The 20376-nt window shown below is 72.1% G+C and carries 20 protein-coding genes and 1 pseudogene; 11 read left to right on the top strand and 10 right to left on the bottom strand.

Translation table 11 applies throughout. The features are described from left to right. Positions 1 to 56: 56 nt before the first annotated feature. Positions 57 to 1205, top strand: coding sequence for an Mrp/NBP35 family ATP-binding protein (locus O7597_RS15670; protein WP_269739961.1), 1149 nt, complete (start codon positions 57 to 59; stop codon positions 1203 to 1205). 55 nt (positions 1206 to 1260) lie between these two features. Here the strand turns inward: O7597_RS15670 and O7597_RS15665 are convergent, their stop codons facing one another. Both O7597_RS15665 and O7597_RS15660 read right to left on the bottom strand, forming a co-directional pair. Next, a complete protein-coding gene (locus tag O7597_RS15665; protein ID WP_269739962.1) occupies positions 1261 to 1680 on the bottom strand; it encodes a preprotein translocase subunit TatB in 420 nt (139 codons plus the stop codon). A 76-nt stretch (positions 1681 to 1756) separates the two neighbouring features. Then, complete coding sequence (locus tag O7597_RS15660) at positions 1757 to 3076, bottom strand: trypsin-like peptidase domain-containing protein (protein ID WP_281583134.1); 1320 nt, start codon at positions 3074 to 3076, stop codon at positions 1757 to 1759. 186 nt (positions 3077 to 3262) lie between these two features. Here O7597_RS15660 and O7597_RS15655 point away from each other — a divergent pair, with 186 nt between their 5' ends. After that, positions 3263 to 3937 carry an O-methyltransferase gene (locus O7597_RS15655; RefSeq protein ID WP_269739964.1) on the top strand — a complete coding sequence of 225 codons (675 nt, stop codon included), beginning with the start codon at positions 3263 to 3265 and terminating at the stop codon, positions 3935 to 3937. Between the two features lie 84 nt (positions 3938 to 4021). Here O7597_RS15655 and O7597_RS15650 read toward each other — a convergent pair whose 3' ends face one another. Both O7597_RS15650 and O7597_RS15645 read right to left on the bottom strand, forming a co-directional pair. Then, entirely contained in the window at positions 4022 to 5488 is a 1467-nt protein-coding gene (locus O7597_RS15650; protein WP_281583133.1) for a leucyl aminopeptidase family protein, read from the bottom strand. A 150-nt stretch (positions 5489 to 5638) separates the two neighbouring features. Then, positions 5639 to 5806: a DUF3117 domain-containing protein gene (locus O7597_RS15645; RefSeq protein ID WP_013283866.1), complete on the bottom strand. Its 168-nt coding sequence runs from the start codon at positions 5804 to 5806 to the stop codon at positions 5639 to 5641. Positions 5807 to 5996: 190 nt separating this feature from the next. Between O7597_RS15645 and O7597_RS15640 the strand changes: the two genes are divergently transcribed. After that, positions 5997 to 6821 carry a PaaX family transcriptional regulator C-terminal domain-containing protein gene (locus O7597_RS15640; RefSeq protein ID WP_269739966.1) on the top strand — a complete coding sequence of 275 codons (825 nt, stop codon included), beginning with the start codon at positions 5997 to 5999 and terminating at the stop codon, positions 6819 to 6821. Then, entirely contained in the window at positions 6818 to 7609 is a 792-nt protein-coding gene (locus O7597_RS15635) for an enoyl-CoA hydratase-related protein (protein ID WP_281583132.1), read from the top strand. Before O7597_RS15640 ends, O7597_RS15635 begins: the two co-directional genes overlap by 4 nt. A gap of 34 nt (positions 7610 to 7643) precedes the next feature. On the opposite strand, the gene O7597_RS15630 is transcribed toward O7597_RS15635, so the two are convergent. The 4 genes from O7597_RS15630 to O7597_RS15615 are packed head-to-tail and all read right to left on the bottom strand — an operon-like array spanning position 7644 to position 10099. Beyond that, positions 7644 to 8267, bottom strand: coding sequence for a hypothetical protein (locus tag O7597_RS15630; RefSeq protein WP_281583131.1), 624 nt, complete (start codon positions 8265 to 8267; stop codon positions 7644 to 7646). Between the two features lie 12 nt (positions 8268 to 8279). Continuing rightward, entirely contained in the window at positions 8280 to 8861 is a 582-nt protein-coding gene (locus O7597_RS15625; protein ID WP_281583130.1) for a DNA-3-methyladenine glycosylase I, read from the bottom strand. 45 nt (positions 8862 to 8906) lie between these two features. Further along, positions 8907 to 9404 carry an SRPBCC family protein gene (locus O7597_RS15620; protein WP_164446752.1) on the bottom strand — a complete coding sequence of 166 codons (498 nt, stop codon included), beginning with the start codon at positions 9402 to 9404 and terminating at the stop codon, positions 8907 to 8909. After that, a complete protein-coding gene (locus O7597_RS15615) occupies positions 9401 to 10099 on the bottom strand; it encodes a DivIVA domain-containing protein (protein WP_281583129.1) in 699 nt (232 codons plus the stop codon). The genes O7597_RS15620 and O7597_RS15615 overlap by 4 nt, the downstream gene beginning before the upstream one ends. 142 nt (positions 10100 to 10241) lie before the next feature. Here O7597_RS15615 and folP point away from each other — a divergent pair, with 142 nt between their 5' ends. Continuing rightward, on the top strand, positions 10242 to 11111 hold the full coding sequence (folP, locus tag O7597_RS15610; RefSeq protein WP_281583128.1) for a dihydropteroate synthase: 870 nt from the start codon (positions 10242 to 10244) through the stop codon (positions 11109 to 11111). A 23-nt stretch (positions 11112 to 11134) separates the two neighbouring features. Here folP and ndhC read toward each other — a convergent pair whose 3' ends face one another. After that, positions 11135 to 11512 (bottom strand): NADH-quinone oxidoreductase subunit A, encoded by a 378-nt coding sequence (ndhC, locus tag O7597_RS15605; protein WP_269739972.1) that lies wholly within the window; start codon positions 11510 to 11512, stop codon positions 11135 to 11137. A gap of 121 nt (positions 11513 to 11633) precedes the next feature. Here ndhC and O7597_RS15600 point away from each other — a divergent pair, with 121 nt between their 5' ends. The 3 genes from O7597_RS15600 (at position 11634) to O7597_RS15590 (ending at position 16293) form a co-directional block, all read left to right on the top strand. Then, entirely contained in the window at positions 11634 to 13103 is a 1470-nt protein-coding gene (locus O7597_RS15600; RefSeq protein WP_281583127.1) for a hypothetical protein, read from the top strand. 312 nt (positions 13104 to 13415) lie between these two features. Beyond that, the gene (locus O7597_RS15595; protein WP_281583126.1) at positions 13416 to 15263 is read left to right on the top strand and encodes a 2-oxoacid:acceptor oxidoreductase subunit alpha; all 1848 of its coding nucleotides are present in this window, start codon (positions 13416 to 13418) and stop codon (positions 15261 to 15263) included. Next, positions 15256 to 16293 (top strand): 2-oxoacid:ferredoxin oxidoreductase subunit beta, encoded by a 1038-nt coding sequence (locus O7597_RS15590; protein WP_281583125.1) that lies wholly within the window; start codon positions 15256 to 15258, stop codon positions 16291 to 16293. Before O7597_RS15595 ends, O7597_RS15590 begins: the two co-directional genes overlap by 8 nt. A 90-nt stretch (positions 16294 to 16383) precedes the next feature. Here the strand turns inward: O7597_RS15590 and O7597_RS15585 are convergent, their stop codons facing one another. Continuing rightward, on the bottom strand, positions 16384 to 17397 hold the full coding sequence (locus O7597_RS15585) for a potassium channel family protein (protein ID WP_164446250.1): 1014 nt from the start codon (positions 17395 to 17397) through the stop codon (positions 16384 to 16386). 161 nt (positions 17398 to 17558) lie between these two features. Here O7597_RS15585 and O7597_RS15580 point away from each other — a divergent pair. From O7597_RS15580 to O7597_RS15570, 3 genes and pseudogenes are all read left to right on the top strand, one after another. Further along, positions 17559 to 17795: pseudogene (locus O7597_RS15580) on the top strand (helix-turn-helix transcriptional regulator); the annotation flags it as partial. A gap of 721 nt (positions 17796 to 18516) precedes the next feature. Next, positions 18517 to 19104 (top strand): ATP-dependent Clp protease proteolytic subunit, encoded by a 588-nt coding sequence (locus O7597_RS15575; RefSeq protein WP_269739976.1) that lies wholly within the window; start codon positions 18517 to 18519, stop codon positions 19102 to 19104. Between the two features lie 212 nt (positions 19105 to 19316). Next, the gene (locus O7597_RS15570) at positions 19317 to 20318 is read left to right on the top strand and encodes an ion channel (protein WP_269739977.1); all 1002 of its coding nucleotides are present in this window, start codon (positions 19317 to 19319) and stop codon (positions 20316 to 20318) included. Positions 20319 to 20376: the final 58 nt, after the last annotated feature.

The following is a 20376-nucleotide window of genomic DNA, read 5'->3' as shown; positions in this document are numbered from 1 at the left end:
TCACACCGTTGTCACCGGCACCGGTGACGGCCTGCCGCCGACGTAGCATTACGGGCATGTCAGCTCCCGTCAGCACCGTCAACGACGCCGTCCTGGCCGCCCTGGCCACCGTCAACGACCCGGAGATCCGCCGGCCGATCACCGAACTCGGCATGGTGCGTTCCGCCGAGGTCGGCGAGGACGGCGTGGTCCGGGTCGAGTTGCTGCTGACCGTGGCCGGTTGCCCGCTGAAGGACAAGCTCCGGGCGGACATCACCGCGGCCGTGGGCACGGTGAGTGGGGTCAGCGGCGTCGAGATCGAGTTCGGGGTGATGAGCACCGAGCAGCGCCAGGAGCTCCAGGCGAAGCTGCGCGGCGGCGGCGCGACTGAGGAGCCGGTGATCCCGTTCGCCCAGCCCGGCTCCCGCACCCGGGTGTACGCGGTGGCCAGCGGCAAGGGCGGTGTCGGCAAGTCCAGCGTGACGGTCAACCTGGCCGCCGCACTGGCCGCCCGGGGTCTGTCCGTCGGCGTGGTGGACGCGGACATCTACGGGCACTCGGTGCCGCGGATGCTCGGTGCGGACGGCCGGCCCACCCGGGTCGAAGACATGATCATGCCGCCGCAGGCGCACGGGGTGAAGGTCATCTCGATCGGGATGTTCACCGCCGGCAACGCCGCCGTGGTCTGGCGGGGTCCGATGCTGCACCGCGCGTTGCAGCAGTTCCTCGCCGACGTCTACTGGGGTGATCTCGACGTCCTGCTGCTCGACCTTCCCCCGGGCACCGGCGACGTGGCGATCTCGCTGGCCCAACTGCTGCCGAACGCCGAGATCCTGGTGGTCACCACCCCGCAGGCCGCCGCCGCCGAGGTCGCCGAGCGGGCGGGCGCGATCGCGTTGCAGACCCACCAGCGGGTGGTCGGTGTGATCGAGAACATGTCCTGGCTGGAGCTGCCCGACGGCTCCCGGATGGAGATCTTCGGTGCCGGCGGCGGCCAGACGGTGGCGGATTCGCTGACCCAGACGATCGGCGCGTCGGTGCCGCTGCTGGGTCAGGTCCCGCTGGACACCCGGGTCCGGGAGGCGGGCGACGAGGGCAACCCGATCGTGCTCGCCGAGCCGGATTCTCCGGCGTCGAAGGCGCTGGGCCAGGTGGCCGACCGGCTCGCGCTGCGTCGCGAGTCCCTGCTCGGCAAGCCGCTGGGTCTCAAGCCGGCCGGACGCTGAGCCGCCGGTACAACCTCGCCCGGTCAGGCGCGGAGGCCGCCTCTCGTGGCGGCGGTCAGGTGACGTCGTCGTAGCTGACCGCCCGGGGAGCCGGCACCGGGCTGGTGGTGCTCGCCGGGGGCAGACCGGACCGGCGCGGGTCGGCCGCGTTCGCGACATCCTTGAGCTCGTCGTGCACACCGGTGACATCGGCGCGGAGGCCGTCGTAGACGCCCTGAAGCGGCTTCCGGATCGCCTGCTCGTCCTCCTCGCTGAGCAGATGCTTGCGGATGAACGCCTTGGGGTGCAGATCCTCCAACTGGATGTCGGTGCCCAGTTCCTTGCTCAGGTCCGTGGTGGCGCTGCGGGCCATGTTGCGTAGGTTGCGCACCATCCGCAGCCCGTCACTGATCACCGCCGGCAGCCGGTCGCCGAAGATCAGCAGCGCCAGCAGCAGCAGCGCTCCGACCTCCCACACGTTCAGGTTCTCGAACACCCTCGGTCCCCCTTTCCCCCGGCTACCGCAGCCAGAGTACGCACGTCGGTGCCGCTGCCAGAAGAGGGTGCACGGGTCACTTCGCGTCCGCGGCGAGGGTGACCGAGGCGTTCTGTCTGGTCGAACCCCGGCGGTACTCGACGGTCACCACCGAGCCGGGCGCGTACTTGCGGACCAGGGCGATGAGGTCGGTCGGCTCGGTCATCGGGCGACCGTTCAGCTTCAGGATCACGTCACCGGCGCGCAGTCCCGCACCGGCGGCCGGGCCGGACGGCTCGACCGTCGCGAGGCGTACGCCGGCACCGTTGGTGCCCGAGCCGGGCCCGCCCACCTGAGCGCCGATCACCGTACGACGGGCCTTCCCGGTGCCGATGATGTCCTGGGTGATCCTTTTCGCCTGGTTGATCGGGATCGCGAAGGCGAGGCCGATGTTGCCGGCCTCCTGCCCCTCGGCGACCAACGACTTGATCGTGGAGTTGACGCCGATGACCCGTCCCGCCGCGTCGACGAGCGGGCCGCCCGAGTTGCCGTGGTTGACCGCGGCGTCGGTCTGGATGGCGGCGTAGTAGCGCGTCGGTCCGCCCGGCTCGCCGCCGTGCATCGTCCGGTCCAGGGCGCTGACGATGCCCGCGGTGACCGTGTTCGCCAACGACAGCGGCGAACCCATCGCCAGCACCGGGTCGCCGACGGCCAGGGCGTCGGAGTCGCCGAATTCGACCGGGCGCAGCCCGGTGCGGGAGACCTTGATCACCGCGATGTCGGACTCCGCGTCCTGTCCCACCACGGTCGCGGACGCCGAGCTGCCGTCGTTGAAGATGACCGACGCCTTCCCGGTGCCGCCGGCCACCACGTGGTCGTTCGTGATCACATGCCCGTCGGCGCTGGCGATGAAGCCTGAGCCCTCGCTGGTGCCACCCAGGCCGGCGACCCGGACGGTGACCACGCTGGGCAGCACCCGCTCGGCGACGCCGGCCAGCGATTCCGGCGGGCGTTGGGCGAGCGTCGGCGCCGCACCGGGGACCGCGCCCAGCACCGTCGCACCGGCACCACCACGGATCGCGAAGGCGTAGCCCAGCGCACCACCGAGCGCGCCGGCGAGCAGGGCGGTCACCAGCGGAATGAGCAGCAGTTGCTGGAGTCTCGGCCGGCCAGCCGCGTCGGGATCGACGACCGGTTCCGGTTCGCTGCCGACGACCGGTGCCGCGGGCAGCACCACCGCCGCCGGTGCGTGCGGATCCCGCCACGGATCGGCGAGCGCGTCGGACCACCACGGCGACCCGGCATGGCCGCCGTCCTGCGGTGTCGCCGGTCCACCGGCCGTCGGATGCCCGGCCGTCGGATGCCCGGCCGCTGCTCCACCCACGCCGGGCTGGCGCCAGTCCCAGCCGTCGGTCACTCGGTGCCTCCCACTCCCGTCCCCCGGTGTCCACGCGTCCGCGATCCGGCGCGGGCTACCGGACACCGCTTCCAGGATTGCACGGATGCGCCGCACCGGGTCAGCGGTTGTCACCGCGGGTGGATGCCCCGCTGCGCTCAGAGCTGGCCGCCTTTAGAGTCACAGTGCCCAACCGCCCTGCGCATCATGCTCGTCGCCCGGAGGTGCCCCATCGCCACGGTCGCCGGTTCCGGCAGTTCGACGAACCCGGCCCTGCAGTTCGCCGAGTCGTACGTCACCGAGGACCTCGTCCTGCGGACCGCCCGCAGCCTCGCCCGCGAGGTCGGCCTGGACGCGGTCACCGCAGGCGCGGGTGCCGCGTTGCGCCTGCTCGCCGCCGCCGGCAACGCCCGCGCGGTGGTCGAGATCGGCACCGGCACCGGTGTCAGCGGGGTGTGGCTGCTGCGCGGGATGCGGGCCGACGGGGTGCTCACCACCATCGACGTCGAGGTGGAGCATCAGCGGATCGCCCGGCGCATCTTCGCCGAGGCCGGCTTCGTCTCCGGCCGCACCCGGATCATCACCGGCCGGGCGCTGGACGTCCTGCCCCGGCTCGCCGACGGCGCGTACGACCTGGTCTTCGTCGACGCCGAGGTGACCGGCTTCACCGCCTGCGTGGACGCCGCGTTGCGCCTGCTGCGGCCGGGCGGCGTACTGGTGCTCAACGGTGCGCTGGCCGGCGGCCGGATCGGCGACCCGGCCGCCCGCGATTCGGAGACGGTGCTGGTGCGCGAGACGGTGAAGGCCATCCGCGAGTCGGAGCACTGGATTCCGGCGCTGCTGCCGGTCGGCCACGGGCTGCTGGCCGCGGTGCGCTGCTGAGCCGAGGCACCCGGCCGCGCTGGCGGGCCGGCAGCGGTACCGAGCGGCCGGCTGCGGGGTGAGCCGGCCGCGCCCCGCACACCGTCAGTCCAGCGCCGCCAACCAGCGCAGCAGCCCGCGTACGCCCCAGCCGGTCGCGCCCCGGGTCAGCTCCGCGTCGTCGCGTTCGCACCAGGAGGGTGCGGACATGTCGATGTGCAGCCACCGGTCGGCCAGCTCGCCGGTGAACTCCCGCAGGTAGAGCGCGGCCAGCACGGAACCACCGCCCTGCGTCGGCGCGCTGTGCAGGTCGGCCAGGTCGCTGCCGAGGTGCTCGACGTAGTCGGCGGGCAGCGGCATCCGCCAGGCCGACTCACCGGCCGACCTGATCGCCGCCAGCAGATCCTCGGCGAGCTGGTCGTTGTCGCTGTAGAGGGCGCCGGTGCGGGTGCCCAGCGCCACCGCGTTCGCGCCGGTCAGGGTGGCCAGGTCGACGAGCAGGTCGGGCTTGAGCTCCTGGACGGCGTACGCCAGCGCGTCGGCGAGCACCAGCCGCCCCTCGGCGTCGGAGTTCGTCGTCTCGCTGGTCATCCCGCCGTAGTGCCGCACGACGTCGCCGGGCCGGAACGCGGCCCCGCTGACCATGTTCTCGGCCAGCGGCGCAAGCGTGGTCACCCGGACCGGCAGGCCCAGCGTGGCGGCACCGAGGGTGGCCGCCACGACGGCGGCGGCGCCGGCCATGTCCTTGCGCATCAGCTTCATCGCCGGCACCGGCTTGATCGAGATGCCGCCGGTGTCGAAGGTGATGCCCTTGCCCACCAGGACCACATGGGTCCGGGCGTCCGCGGGGTGCCAGTCCAGCTCGACCAGGCGCGGGCCGCTGGCCGATCCGCCACCGACGGCGAGGATGCCGCCGAAGCCCTCGGCCGCCAGTTGCTCCGGCTCGCGAACCCGCAGCGTGAGCCCGGGCAGGTCGGCCGCGGCCTCGGTGACCTGCTCGGCGAACCACTGCGGGTTCTTCACCGAGGAGGGCATGTTGGTGAGGTCCCGGGCCAGTCGGGTCAGCCGGGCGGTGGTCTGCGCCACCTCGACGGCCTGCTCGTACGCCTCGGGGTCGGTGACCGCCAGGTCGACGTCGGTGAGCGCGGGCGCGTCGGTGTCCGCACCCAGCCGGAACCGGTACGACGCCAGCAGCAGTCCCTCGACCAGGCCGCGCACCGCCTCGGGTGCCACCCCGCTCGGCAGGGCGAGTGTGACATGAGTCTCATCTTTGGCGGCACGGGCCAGTGCCGCGCCGCTCGCCCGCCACGCCGCCTCGTCGGCCGCGCCGATTCCGAGCAGCAGCAGCCGCCCGGGGCCGCCCCCGGGGCGCAGCTGAACGTGCACCTCGCCGGCCCGGCCCGAGAGCCGCGCCGCCGGGATCAACGCGGCCACCTCGTCGGCGATCCCGTCGGGTGGGGTCACCGCGGTCGGCACCGACTCGGCCGGCGCATCCTCGGCGGCGCCGGGCCGCACGGGCAGGATGAGGGTGTCGAGCCGTTCCGGCTCGGCGGTCAGACGAATGGCGAGCACGCGGAGCCGTACCTCCTGGAGACGGACGCGCGGTGGATCGGACCGCGCGAAGGTGTGACGGCTCTGAGCCACCGGTGGGACCGGTGGCTCAGAGCCAGGAACCAGACGAACTGTCCGCGGCGGCGAGCGTCGCCGACGCACCGGCCACACTCAGCCGGCGGCCGCCTTCAGCGCGTCACCGAGAGCAGTCGCCTCGTCGGGAGTCATCTCGACGACGAGCCGGCCACCGCCCTCCAGCGGGACCCGCATGACGATGCCCCGGCCCTCCTTGGTGACTTCCAGCGGACCGTCGCCCGTCCGCGGCTTCATCGCCGCCATGTTGTCTCCCCTCAGACCTACACCAGGGTCGGTGGGTTGCCCCACAGCCACTTCGCCATGACCACCCGCAACTTGCACGTGGGTGTCGACCGACGATTTTCCCTGATGAACACCGCCGGACCCAAACCGAAGCAGCATTGATGTAACAGCATCTAGCTTATCCTTAGATGGCCTGTCACAATGTGCGGTCATGCAGGCACGGTCGGCACTCTTCGACCTGTACGGCGACCACCTCCGGCCGCGGGGTGGACGCGCACCCGTTGCCGCGCTGGTCAAGCTGCTGGCGCCGCTCGGGATCGCGCCACCTGCCGTACGGACGGCGGTCTCCCGAATGGTGCGCCAGGGCTGGCTCGAACCGATCAGGCTGACCTCCGGACCGGGATATTCGATCACACCGAAGGCGGCCCGCCGACTCGACGAGGCCGCCTCCCGGATCTACCGCACCGGTCGGGTCAGCTGGGACGGGCGCTTCGACCTGCTGGTGCTGGACGCACCGACCGCCCGCCGGGACCGTCAGCGCCTCGCCGCCAACCTGCGGTACCTCGGCTACGGCACCCTGGACGAGCAGACCTGGGTGGCCACCCGCCCGGCCGAGGACGTCGACCTGCTGCTCAGCGAGGCGGGCGTACGCTTCGAGCGGTTCAGTGCGGCGCACGCCGCCGGCACCCCGGGCGCGATGGGTCTGGTCCGCCGGGCCTGGGACCTGGCCGAGATCGGCCGGGCGTACGAGGAGTTCGTCGCCGAGCAGCGGACGCTGCTGACCGGCGTCACCGCCCGCAGCGGCGACGAGGAGGCGTACGCGGCCCGGTTCCGGCTGGTGCACGCATGGCGTACCTTCCTGTTCCGGGATCCGCAGCTGCCCCCGGCGCTGCTGCCCGAGCGCTGGCCCGGCACCGCCGCGGCCAGCTTCTTCGACCGCCACGCGGCCCGGCTCCGACCGGCCGCCGACCGGTACGTCGAGCAGTGCCTCGACGGTGGACACCGGTTAGCCCGACAGAAGGGTCGCCACTCGTGACCGAGCCGCTGCTCGTCGACCGCACCGACGCCGTCGTCACCCTCACCCTGAACCGCCCGACGGCGATGAACTCGCTCGACGTGGCGCTCAAGGAGGCACTGCGGGACACCCTCGCCGAGCTGGAGTCCGACCGTGGTTGCCGGGCGGTGGTGCTGGCCGGGGCGGGCGGGTCGTTCTGCGCCGGCCAGGATCTGCGCGAGCACGTCGACACCCTCCGGGCGGGCGACGACAACCCGCTGGACACCGTCCGGGCGCACTACAACCCGATCGCCGCCCGGCTGGCGAGCCTGCCGAAGCCGGTGGTGGCCGCCGTCCGGGGCATGGCCGCCGGGGCCGGGGCCTCCCTCGCCTTCCTGGCCGACATCCGCATCGGTGGTCCGACCACCAGCTTCCTGATGGCGTTCGCCAAGGTCGGACTGGCCGCCGACACCGGCGCCTCGTGGACGCTGCCCCGGCTTGTCGGCCACGCCAAGGCCGTCGAGCTGCTGATGCTGGCCGAGCCGGTACGCGCCGAGGAGGCCTGCCGGCTGGGCCTGCTCAACCGGCTGACGGACGACGACGAGCAGGTGCTGCCCACCGCGCAGGAACTCGCCGCCCGCCTGGCCGCCGGGCCGACCGTGGCGTACGGGGCGATCAAGCGTCAGCTCTCCGTCGCCGACGCCGGCACCCTGGCCGACGCGCTGGCCGCCGAGGCGCAGGCGCAGGCGATCTGCGGCGCGACCGCGGACCACCGGGCCGCCACCATGGCCTTCGTCGACAAGCAGAAGCCGGTCTTCGAGGGCCGCTGAGCCCGCGCCGGCCCCACTGGCGGGACCGGGTCGGTCAGTCGTCCTCTTCCGGGTCCTGGTTGGCCTCCGCGCCGAGCACGAACGCCTGCATGGCCAACTCGTCGCCCGAGGGCGAGACGAAGGCCGGCAACTCCCGGGGGCCGAGTTCCTGCACGTATGCCCAGAACAGCCGGACCGCCTCCGCCGGCGAGTCGGCCTCGATCGGCAGGTCCAGGCTGACCAGCCAGGTGCGACGCTGCGGGGCCGGACCGAGCCGGTCGACCAGTTCGCGGAACGTCGCCGCGTCGAGCGGGGTGACCGGCCCGCCGAGGAGCAGCGCGTCGGCCGGCACCGGCTCGTCGAAGGCCCGCCGGGTGTACGCGACGACGAGCGTGTCGGGCACCCGGTCGGACTGCGGGTCGTCCGGGTCCTCCGGACGACCGGCGGGCGGGCCGGCGACCCGACCCACGGCCACCAGCCGCGGCGGCTCGTCGGCCAGCACCGCGACCTGGTCACCGGGGCGGGGCAGGCTGCCGCCGTCCAGCCCGGTCAACTCAAGCGTGTCGTGGTGGACGAGCCGCTCGGCGTCGTACCGTCCGGCGGGCAGGAGCACGGCCCAGTTACCCGTGCCGTCCGCCCGGCTCGTCCCGTTCACCCGATGTGCGGTGTCGGTCGTCATGCCCTCATCCCATCACGCCGGTCGGGAGGTCACGACGTGGCAGCCCGCCAGATGGTCGTCGACCATGCCGGTGGCCTGCATCAGCGCGTAGGCCGTGGTCGGGCCGACGAACCGGAAGCCACGTTTCTTGAGTGCCTTGGCCATGGCCGTGGAGGCGTCGGTGAGCGCGGGTACGGCGGCGGCGGAGCCCGGTCGGGCCCGATCGGGTGGTGGGGCGAACGACCAGAGCAGCGCGGAGAGTCCCTCCGGAAGCTCCTGGGCGGCACGGGCGTTGGCGATCGCAGCTTCGATCTTGGCCCGGTTGCGGACGATGCCGGCGTCGGCGAGCAGCCGGTTCACGTCGGCCTCGCCGTAGTCGGCCACCGTGTCGATCCGGAACCCGCCGAAGGCCGTCCGGAAGGCCGGCCGTTTGCGCAGGATGGTCAGCCAGGACAAGCCGGACTGGAACGCCTCCAGCGTCATCCGCTCGTAGAGGGCGTCGTCACCGTGCAGTGGTCGTCCCCACTCGGTGTCGTGGTAGACCGCGTAGTCGGGAGTGCTGGCACCCCACCCGCACCGGGCCAGCCCGTCGGCACCGATAACCAGTTCAGTCACGGCGTCAAGGCTAGGCCCGGTGTCCGACAGCCTGGCCGGCACCGGTCAGGGCAGGCGGCCCTGCTCGACCTGGCGGGCGAAGCGTCGCAGCGCCTGGGTGAGGCTGAACTTGGATCCGGGCCAGAGCACCGGCCAGGCCACCTTGCCGGCCGGGCCGCCCGGCAGGTGGAACCACTCGTGCCAGACCACCTGACTGCGCCCGCTCTCCAGCGGGGTACACCGCAGCACCCCGGGGCCGCGCAGCAGCGTGCCGCAGTGCACCACGCCGATCTCGTACGGCGCGTCCACCCGGACGACCCGCATCTTGTCCCGCAGCACCGCGGGGCCGACCGAGGTCACCGCCTCGACCAGGCTCCCCTCACCACCGTCACCCTCCACCACCCGGACGGTGGTGAACGGGATCCACTCGGACTGCCGCTCCCAGGCCAGCAGGGCAGCGAAGACCTTCTCGGCCGGCGCGTTGACGATCACCGTGGCGGTCACCTCACCCGCGCCGGGTTGGGCCGCCTCGCGAAGATCGTCCACGCCGTCCGAGCCGCTCACGCCGACTCCGACCGGACCACCGGACCGCGCGACGCGGTGCCCGACGCCCCGCTGTCCGCCGGCCTGTCGTCGGCGTCCGGATCGGCAGCCGCCGGGACCGCACCCTCGGCCGCACCCGGCACCTGCTGCCCGCCGGCCGGCCGGGCCTCGCCGTCGGCCGGCTGCGTCGCCTCGCTCGTCGCTCCCGCCGCGGTCGCCGGCTCCGTCGGTGCCTCGGTGGTGGCCGCCGGCATCGGGCGGTCACCGGTCTCGGCTCCCGCGGGAGCCACCGAAAGCTCGATCGTCGATCCGTCGGCCACCGGCGGATCCCAGGGCGCGGGCCCCGCCACCGCCGGGTTGGCCGACTGCTCGCGGGCCCGTCGGAGCGCGTCGGCGTCGGCGATCCGTCCGTCCCGCAACGCCGTCACCTCCGCCTCCAGCACACCGATCAGCTCGGCCTTGTAGCCGATGTCGTAGGCGGCCCGGCGCATCGCCTGGTCGACCTGGGTCATCCGGTACCCACGCAGCGCGGTGTCGAAGCGCACCTCGCCGACATCGGACTCACGCAGCGGACGGTCGCCGGGCAGCGGCACCGCACGCCCGTCCGCCTCGACCGGAGCCAGGCCGGGATCCCGGCCGGTGACCAGCACGGTGACGCCGAACACGACCGCCGCGACGGTGACCGCCACGACCAGCAGGAGCAAAGGCTGACCCATGCACTGATCGTGGCACGCCGACGGGAACAGGGCGACCCCACCCGGCGCGGCGTACCGGACAGGAAGCCGGACCGACGACGGGATAGCGTCAGCGTGCCAGCGGCGTGATCGGCCGGCGGCGTACGGCGATGTGGGAGGTGGCGTGGCCGGGGTGCTGCGGCTCGGGACCCGGCGGTTCGGTCCCGACGAACTGGTGGTGATGGCGATCGTCAACCGCACCCCGGACTCGTTCTTCGACCGGGGCGCCACCTTCGCGGCCGACAGCGCGCTGCGGGCGGTGGAACGGGCGGTGGACGAGGGTGCGGACATCGTCGACATCGGCGGGGTGAAGGCCGGGCCGGGCACCGAGGTCGACGTCGCCGAGGAGATCCGGCGGACGGTCGGCACCATCGCCGCCGTACGGGCCGCCTTTCCGGACGTCGTCATCTCGATCGACACCTGGCGCGCCGAGGTCGCGGTGGAGGCCGTGGCGGCCGGCGCGGACCTGCTCAACGACACCTGGTCGGGGGCGGATCCGGCGCTGGCCCGGGTGGCGGCGCGGACCGGCGTCGGGCTGGTCTGCTCACACGCGGGAGGACTCAGCCCGCGAACCAGGCCGCACCGCGCGGCCTTCGACGACGTGGTGGCGGACGTGGTCGCGACGGTCACCGGCCTCGCCGAGCGTGCGGTCTCCCTGGGCGTGCGCCCCGACGGGATCCTCATCGACCCGGCACACGACTTCGGCAAGAACACCCGGCACTCGCTGGAGATCACCCGGCGGCTGGGCGAGCTGGCCGCGACCGGCTGGCCGGTGCTGGTCGCCCTGTCGAACAAGGACTTCATCGGTGAGACGCTGGACCTGCCGGTCGCGGAGCGGCTGGAGGGCACGCTCGCCGCGACGGCGGTCTCCGCGTGGTTGGGCGCCCGGGTCTTCCGCGCCCATCAGGTCCGCCCCACCCGTCGGCTGCTGGACATGGTCGCGGCCGTCCGGGGAGATCGTCCACCCACGCTCAGCCGTCGCGGCCTCGCCTGAGCGGTGCTCGGTCGAGCGGCCGGTCAGGTCCAGCGGAGAATGTCGCGCCGCCACGCGTACAGCAGGCCGAGCGCCAGGACACCCACGAAGATCGCCATTTCCACCACGGTGACCAGCCCGAATCCGGGCCGGTCGAAGATCACCGCCCAGGGGAAGAGGAACACCGCCTCGACCGCGAACAGCACGTAGAGGTACGCGTAGACGTAGTAGCGGATCTGCATCTGCGCCCAGTCGCCACCCACCGGGTCGAGGCCGCACTCGTAGCTGGCGCGCTTGCCGGGCGGGTCTGCCGGGCGGGCGGGGCGGAGCACGCGGTTGGCGGTGAACGCGACGGCGAGGAAGAGCACGCCGGCGAGCAGCAGCAGCCCGAGCGTCGCGTACGAGCCCAGGTAACCGGTCACGGTCGGTCAGCCTACCGTCCCGCGCTCGACCCCGGTCGCGTCGCGAACTTCTTTCTTCGGGGACTAGTGTCCCAGGACAACTTCCGACCACCGTGAGACCACCACCAGCACCGGAGGACCAATGCGACGGTTGCCCGGACGGCGCGCCTGGCGTCGTACCTTCGCGTCGGCCTGCGCCCTCGGTCTGCTGGTGGCCGGCGGGGCCGCCGTGGCGCCGGGAGCGGTGGCGGCCGGTCCGGCGGCGAGTCGGGCCACCGAGCCGGTGCCGTACAGCCCGCCGGCCGAGCCCACCGAAGAGCCGGCACCCACCTCACCGCCCCCCACGGTGGAGCCGCCGATCGAGACGAGTGGGCCCGCCGCGCCCCCGACAACGCCGACACCGGGCACCACCACCGGCGGGCCGGTCCCGAGCAGCGGTCCGCCGGCTGTCACCGTGGCACCGTCCCGGCCCACGTACTCGCCGCCGTCCCGGCCTGCCGATCCCACCCTCGCACCCCCAGCCGCGGCCGGTGTGAAGGTCACCACCGGCGATGTCACCCTGCCGGCCGGTTACTGGAACTCGGCCAGCATGGTGGTCACCCTGAACGTGACTGTGGCCAACACCGGCACCGCGAGCGCCGGTGTCCGACTCAGCTACACCCTGCCGGCCGGCCTCACCGACGCCGGCACGAGCGGCTGCGCCGACGCCGGGAACCGGGAGCACCGCTGCGGGCAGTGGACCACGGCACCCGGCGCGGAGTTCAGCACCCGGTTGCGGATCCGGGTCGACGGCGACGCCTGGCGCAACGTGCCGCTGGCCGGCTCGGTACGGGTGACGGCCACCGGCGCAGCCGGTACCGCGAGTGACGACGAGGGCTTCGCCGTGCTCTTCCCGCCCGGCCCGCCGGTACCGGGGATCACCATGTCGGCCGGGGAGGTCACCTTCGACGCCGAGGGCGCCGGCACGGAGCTACTCGTCCGGCTCGGCAACACCGGCCGGGCCGACGCCGATGGCCGGGTCGACGTGCTGCTGCCCGCCGGGGTCACGGTGGCGACGCCACCCGCCGGCTGTGTCGCCGTGGCGGCCACGCGTACCCGCTGCGACTTGGGCACGGTGCGGTCGGGGCGGACCGAGGAGGTGAGGTTGCCGGTGACGGCGACGGCGCAGGCGCTGCGGAGCGCGCCGCTGTCCGGCGCGGTGATCGGTCGGCTCGATCCGCGCCACGGTGCCGACCGACGGATGCAGCTCAGTTTCCGGATCACCGCGACGTCACCCGAACTGCCCGCGGTGGTGTCGCCGCCCGCACCGGTGACGTCACCGGCCTTGCGCCCGGCCGGAGCGGCACCCGGCGAGGGGCCGGCGGCGGGACAACGCTCCACGATGCTGCTGATCACCGTGTCGGTGCTGCTGGTGCTGACCGCCGGGCTGGTGGTGGCGTGGTTGCGACGGCGGGCCAGCACGCTGCCGACCGGCGGCGAGGCGAGCGGGGCTTCGCTGCGGACCGAGGCGGCGAACCCGGCCGGCGGCGCGCCGGAACCGGACAGCGCGATCTGGTTCCGCGCCCGGCGACCGGCCCGGACGTACGACCGGCAAGGGTGGGACGTGCGGTGACCAGGGGTGGGGGTGCAGTAATCAGGGGGGTGGGATGTGCGGCGATTTGGCGGTGATATGGATTACGGCGGCCCCGGCGAAACACCGCAACTGACCACATAAACCCTCACGTTCCGGTCCCAGTCGGCGGACCTCCGGGCCGGACGCGCCCCCGATCCGACGTAGGCTCTCGGTGAGGAAGGACAGGCGGGCCGGACGTTCACGGACGGCCGGTGCAGCGGCGCGTCAAGGAGGTCTCGTGGCCGAGCAAGGCGAGGTCACCATCCAGTTCAGCCGGCCGCGCCACGGTGCGCGACGAAGCGAGGTGCGGCCGTGACCAAGCAGATCCGCCAACTCGAACGGGTGGTCATCCGGTTCGCCGGCGACTCCGGCGACGGCATGCAGCTGACCGGGGACCGGTTCACCTCGGAGACCGCGCAACTGGGCAACGACATCTCCACGCTGCCCAACTTCCCCGCCGAGATCCGGGCTCCCGCCGGCACCCTGCCGGGTGTGTCGAGTTTCCAGGTGCACTTCGCCGACTACGACATCCTCACCCCCGGCGACGCGCCGAACGTGCTCGTCGCGATGAACCCGGCAGCGCTCAAGGCGAATCTCACCGACCTGCCCCGGGGCGCCGACATCATCGTCAACACCGACGAGTTCACCAAGCGCAACCTGGCGAAGGTCGGCTACGCGAGCAGTCCGCTCGACGACGACACCCTCGCCGGGTACGCGGTGCATCCGGTCGCGCTGACGTCGATGACGATCGGGGCGCTGGCCGAACTCGACGTGTCCAAGAAGGATGCCGAACGGGCCAAGAACATGTTCGCCCTCGGCCTGCTCAGCTGGATGTACTCCCGGCCCTACGAGTCGACCCTGCGGTTCCTGGAGCGCAAGTTCGCCAAGCGGCCCGAGCTGGTCGCGGCGAACGTCGCCGCCTTCAAGGCCGGCTGGAACTTCGGCGAGACCACCGAGGACTTCGCCGTCCGCTACGAGGTGAAGCCGGCCAAGATGCCGCCGGGCACCTACCGCAACATCACCGGCAACGCCGCGCTGTCGCTCGGCCTCGTCGCCGCGGGCGTCCGCTCCGGCCTACCGGTCTTCCTGGGCGCGTACCCGATCACACCGGCCTCGGACATCCTGCATGAGCTGAGCAAGCACAAGCGGTTCGGCGTCACCACGATGCAGGCCGAGGACGAGATCGCCGCGATCGGCGCGGCGCTGGGCGCCTCCTACGGCGGTGCGCTCGGGGTGACCACCACCAGCGGCCCGGGGGTGGCGCTCAAGGGCGAGACGATCTCCCTCGCGGTGGCGCTGGAGCTGCCGCTGGTGATCGTGGACGTGCAGCGGGCCGGGCCGTCGACCGGCATGCCGACCAAGACCGAGCAGGCCGACCTGAACATGGCGCTGTTCGGCCGGCACGGCGAGGCGCCGGTGGCGGTGATCGCACCCAAGTCGCCGTCCGACTGCTTCCACGCGGCCCTGGAGGCGGCGCGGATCGCGCTCACCTACCGCACCCCGGTCATCCTGCTGTCCGACAACTACGTCGCCAACGGATCCGAGCCGTGGCTGCTGCCCGAGGTCGAGTCGCTGCCGGACCTGCGGGTCGAGTTCGCCACCGCGCCCAACGGCGAGGACGGCACCACCTTCCTGCCGTACCTGCGCGATCCGCAGACCCTGGCCCGGCCGTGGGCCGTGCCGGGCACCCCGGGCCTCGAACACCGCATCGGTGGGCTGGAGAAGGCCGACAAGACCGGCGACATCTCGTACGACCCGGCGAACCACGACTACATGGTGCGTACCCGGGCGGCCCGGATCGAGACGATCCCGGTGCCGGACATCGAGGTGGAGGACCCGGACGGTGACGCCCGGGTGCTGGTGCTCGGCTGGGGCTCGACGTACGGCCCGATCGGTGCGGCCTGCCGCGCCCTGCGTCAGCGCGGCCTACCGGTCGCGCAGGCGCACCTGCGGCACCTGGCCCCGATGCCGGCCAACCTCGGTGCGGTGCTGCGCTCCTACGAGCGGGTGGTCATCCCCGAGATGAATCTCGGTCAGCTCGCGCAGGTGATCCGGGGTCGCTACCTGGTCGACGCCATCGGCTACAACCAGGTCCGCGGCCTCCCGTTCACCGCCGCCGAGCTGGAGACGATGCTGGAAGAGGTCCTGAAGAATGTCTGAGCCCGTCGCCCTCAAGCTCACCGCCAAGGACTTCAAGTCCGACCAGGAGGTGCGCTGGTGCCCTGGCTGCGGCGACTACGCGATCCTCGCCGCCGTCCAGCAGTTCATGCCGGAGCTGAACATCCCCCGGGAGAACATCGTCTTCGTCTCCGGGATCGGCTGCTCGTCGCGCTTCCCGTACTACATGAACACCTACGGGATGCACTCGATCCACGGGCGGGCTCCGGCGATCGCCACCGGCCTGTCGGTCTCCCGACCGGACCTGTCGGTGTGGGTGGTGACCGGTGACGGTGACGCCCTCTCCATCGGCGGCAACCACCTGATCCACGCGCTACGCCGCAACGTCAACCTCAAGATCCTGCTGTTCAACAACCGGATCTACGGGCTGACCAAGGGGCAGTACTCTCCCACCTCCGAGGTCGGCAAGATCACCAAGTCGACGCCGGTCGGTTCGGCGGACGCGCCGTTCAACCCGCTCTCGCTGGCGCTCGGCGCGGAGGCCACCTTCGTCGGCCGGACCATCGACTCCGACCGCAAGCACCTGCAGTCGGTGCTGCGCGCCGCCGCCGAACACTCCGGATCGGCCTTCGTGGAGATCTACCAGAACTGCAACATCTTCAACGACGGGGCGTTCGAGCAGCTCAAGGAGCCGGGCACCCGCGACGACTACCTGATCCGGCTGGAACACGGCCAGCCGATCACGTTCGGCAAGGACGGGCAGTTCTGCGTCGTACACCCGCCCGGTGGGTTCGGCCTGGAGGTACGCGAGACCGCCGCCACCCCGGCGGAGGAGATCGTCGTGCACGACGCCACGGTCGCCGACCCGGCGTACGCGTTCGCGCTGTCCCGGCTGCCCGGCTTCGACCTGCGGAACACGCCGATCGGCGTCTTCCGCTCGGTACGCCGACCGTCGTACGACAGCGTGGTGCAGGGGCAGTTGGCCGACGCCCGGGCCACCGTCACCGAGACCCCGGAGCAGCAACTGGCCGGGCTGTTGGGCAGCGGCGACACCTGGACCATCGTCGGCTGACCCCCGTACCGTGACCGCCACGACGACCGGGCCGTTCCTGTGCGGGGGCGGCCCGGTCGGGCTTTCGGCGCTGCGGTTGCTGACCGTCGCTCAGGGCAGGGTGTTCGCGGTGGGGCGGTCGTCGCGTACGTGCACCAGCATGTCCCCGGTCTCGATGACCGCACCGGCCCGATCCGCCAGGGTCACCACCTTGCCCCGCCGGACCAGCGCGATGACCAACGTGTCCAGTTCACGGGGCGACTTGCCCACCTCGTGGCGCTCGGCGGAACGCATCGCCAGCGCCATGCCCTGACCCGGGGTGAGCAGATCCTCCACCACGTCGATCAGCGGCGGAGCCGACGTCGACAGACCCAGCAGCCGGCCGGCGGTCGCCGAGGACACGATCACGTGGTGCGCGCCGCTCTGCTTGAGCAGCGGCGCGTTCTCCGCCTCCCGGGCCGCGGCGATGATCCGGACCTGACCCGCGGTGAGCTGGCGTACGGTCAACGCCACCAGCACCGACGCGTCGTCGCTGTCGGTTGCGATGATCACTGCTTTGGCGGTTCGCACGTGGGCCTGGTTGAGCACGGAGGATCGGGTCGCCGAACCCTCGATCGCGACCAGCCCGTTCGAGGTGGCCTGACGCAACGCCGGACCGGCGCGCTCCACCACCACGATCCGGGACTTGTCCAGCCCGTTCTCCATCAACGCCGAGATCGCGCTACGCCCCTTGGTGCCGTAGCCGCAGATGATGACGTGGTCCTTCACTCTTCTCTCCCACCGGTGCAGGCGACGGCCGGTCCGGTACTGCTCGGTCAGGACCTCGAGGGTGGTACCGACCAGGATGATCAGGAACAGCACCCGGGCCGGGGTGACGAACACGATGTTGACCAGTCGGGCCTGCTGGGTCATCGGCACGATGTCGCCGTAACCGGTCGTCGACAGGGAGACCACCGCGTAGTAGAAGCAGTCCAGCAGCGTCAGGCCGTCCCCGTTGTTGTCGCGGTACTGCTCCCGTTCGAGGTAGACCACCGCCACCACGGCGAGCACCAGCCCGATCGCGGCGGCCAGCCGCAGGCTCAACGCGCTGAGCGGGCCTCGCCGCTGCGCGGGAAAATGAATCACCGGGGGACCTGCCCCGCCTCGGTCGCCTGCACGTCCACAACATAGCGGCTGATCCGGCAGCCGCACGGCGGGGTGGCGTTTCAACGGCAGGGTACGGCGAACGGGGCGGCGGACGGGCATGATGGGACGGTCAGCGCAGGAACGGCGAGAGTGAGGCCCGCATGTCGTTGCTGAGACGGGTGATCGGCGCCGTACTGCGCCGCGAGCGCCAGCACCAGGGCCGCACGCTGCGGGAGGTCGCCCAGGCCGCCGGGGTGTCCGTGCCCTACCTGTCCGAGGTAGAGCGTGGGCGCAAGGAGGCGTCCTCCGAGGTTCTCGCGGCGATCTGCCGGGCGCTCGGCCTGCACCTCTCGGATCTGCTGGAAGAGGTTCGCGACGAGCTTCGGCGGGTCGAACGCCGGCTGCCGGCCACCGGCCCGGCCGCTCATGCCCGGACCGGTGGTGTCCCGGCCGCCCGGCGCGGCGACCCGGCGACCGCTACCGCTGGCCACGGCACGGACGGAAGCGCCCAGACCGTCGCTCGGCTCGACGCCGTCGGCTTCGGCTTCGCCTCGGACCTGACGGCAGGGCTGGACGGCAACGGCCTGCACGCGGGCTGGTCCCCCTCGGACCGGCCACTCGGCACCGCCGGGCTGGTTGACGGTGGGCTGGTCGGCGGTGGGCTGATTGGCGGTGGGTTGGTTGGCGGCATCAGGGTCGTTGCCTTCGCCGACCGGGTCGGTCCGGTCCACCTCGTCGCCCGGCGGCCGCTGCTGCGTCGCCGCTCCTCGCCCGGCCGGCCGTTCGGCGGCGCGCTGCACCGATCCAGGACACGTAGGCCGGCCGCCCGGCGGACGGCCACCGTTCGGGCCGCCGTCGGTAGTCACCACGGGTGAGACCACCAGGAGTCGTCGTCTCCTGCGCCTCGACGTCCCGCCGATATGTTCATGCCGTTCGACATCGCTCTGACCGGGAAGTTGCCCCTGGAGAGTGACCTGAGCTGGCGGCTGTTCCCCGTCGTTCTGCCGTGGGCGGATCTGCCCCCGGCAGAACCGCTGGGCGGACACCGGCGGCGTCCCGCAGGCTCAAGGAGCCGGTCCCCGGGCGCTCGACGTCGCCGCCGGCGGGTGGAGGTTGACCATGATCAGGATGCTCGACGACGGCCAGCGGACCTTCGGCGACCAGGTGTTCGAACGGCTGCTGCGGGAACGGATCGTGTTCCTGGGCAGCGAGGTGAACGACGAGATCGCCAACCGGATCTGCGCCCAGATCCTGCTGCTCGCCGCCGAGGACCCGGAGCGGGACATCACCCTCTACATCAACTCGCCCGGCGGCTCGGTGAGCGCCGGAATGGCGGTCTACGACACGATGCGCTTCGTCCGTAACGACGTGGCGACCCTGGCCCTGGGGCTGGCCGGCTCGATGGGTCAGTTCCTCCTCTGTGCCGGCACGGCCGGCAAGCGGTACGCACTGCCGCACACCCGGATCCTGATGCACCAGCCCTCCGGCGGCATGGGCGGCACCGCCTCCGACATCACCATCCAGGCGGAGAACATGCTGCACGTCAAGCGGACCATGCAGGAGCTGATCGCCCAGCACAGCGGCCGGACCCTGGCCGAGATCCAGCAGGACTGGGACCGGGACCGCTGGTTCACCGCCGAGGAGGCCCGCGACTACGGCCTGATCGACCAGGTGGTGACGGCCGCAACCCAACTGCCGGCCAGCTGACGCCGCTCGCCGGTCAACCTCGTGCTGGAGGAGACCGGTAGAAGCCGGCCACACATCACACCGATTGGGGTGTACGGCCTCGCGTCCGCGGCGTACGCAGGAGATGACGAGTTGCGCGGGCCGCTGCCATGCCTGAGGTTTGAGCCGACGGAATGCCCGTCGGGTTGATGTGCAGGTCGTGATGGGGCGGTAGAGCGTTGGCTGTGTTGTGGATGTCGGCGGGTCTTCTGGTGGTGGGGGCGGTCCTACTGGACGCGGCGGTGACCACGCTGTCGCTGGCAAGCGGGGCCGGTTGGCTCACCCGACACGTGTCGCAGGGCATGTGGCGGCTGATCCGTCGGCTCGCCGGCCGCGGCCCTCGCCGGCATCGGGTCCTGCGCTGGTCGGGCACCGCCGTCCTGGCGACCACCTTCGGGGCCTGGGTCACCGGCCTGTGGCTCGGCTGGCTTCTGGTCTTCTGCGCCACCCCGGACGCGGTGCTCGACCAGTTCGGCCGTCCGGCCGACATCTGGTCCAGGATCTACTACACCGGATTCTCGATATTCACCCTCGGCGTCGGCGACCACACACCAGGGACCACGACGGCACAGCTTGCCACGAACGGCGCCGTGCTCACCGGCCTGTTCCTGGTCACCCTGGGCATCACCTATCTCATGCAGGTGGTGTCCGCCGTGGTCGACAAGCGCACGATCGCCGGTCATGTCGCCGCCCTGGGCGCCGATCCGGCCGACATCGTCCGCCGGGGCTGGGCCGACGGGAAGTTCGCCCCCATGTTCGCCCAGCACCTCACCAGCCTCACCCCGGAACTCGTCCGGCTCGGTGAACGGCATCTGGCCTTCCCGGTGCTGCACTTCTTCCATGCCGAGAGCAGCGGCAAGTCAGCTTCCGCGGCGGTGACGGTGCTCGACGGGGCGTTGCTGTTGATGCGCGCCGGTGTCGACCCCCGCCACCGGCCGGACATCGGTGCGGTGGAACCGTTGTCCTGCGCACTTGAGCAACTGGTACGCATCCTGGACGGCTCGTTCATCGTGGCGACCGACGAACCGGTGGACGCACCAAGCCTGGAAGGACTGGCCCGGGCCGGGATCCCGACCAATCACGAGCAGCTCTATGCGGAGGCTGTCGAGAACACCCGGACGCACCGCCGCCAGTTGCGAGGCTGGTGTGTCTCGGACGGCTGGGACGACATCGATCTACGGCTCACGCTTCACTGACGACAGATTTCCATCGGACGCGGACTCGTGTCGTACGGCGTACTTCTGCTGGTCAGGG

It is taken from the genome of Verrucosispora sp. WMMC514 (assembly GCF_027497295.1).
Taxonomy (GTDB): domain Bacteria; phylum Actinomycetota; class Actinomycetes; order Mycobacteriales; family Micromonosporaceae; genus Micromonospora; species Micromonospora palythoicola.
This window is presented reverse-complemented; position numbering and strand designations above follow the sequence as displayed.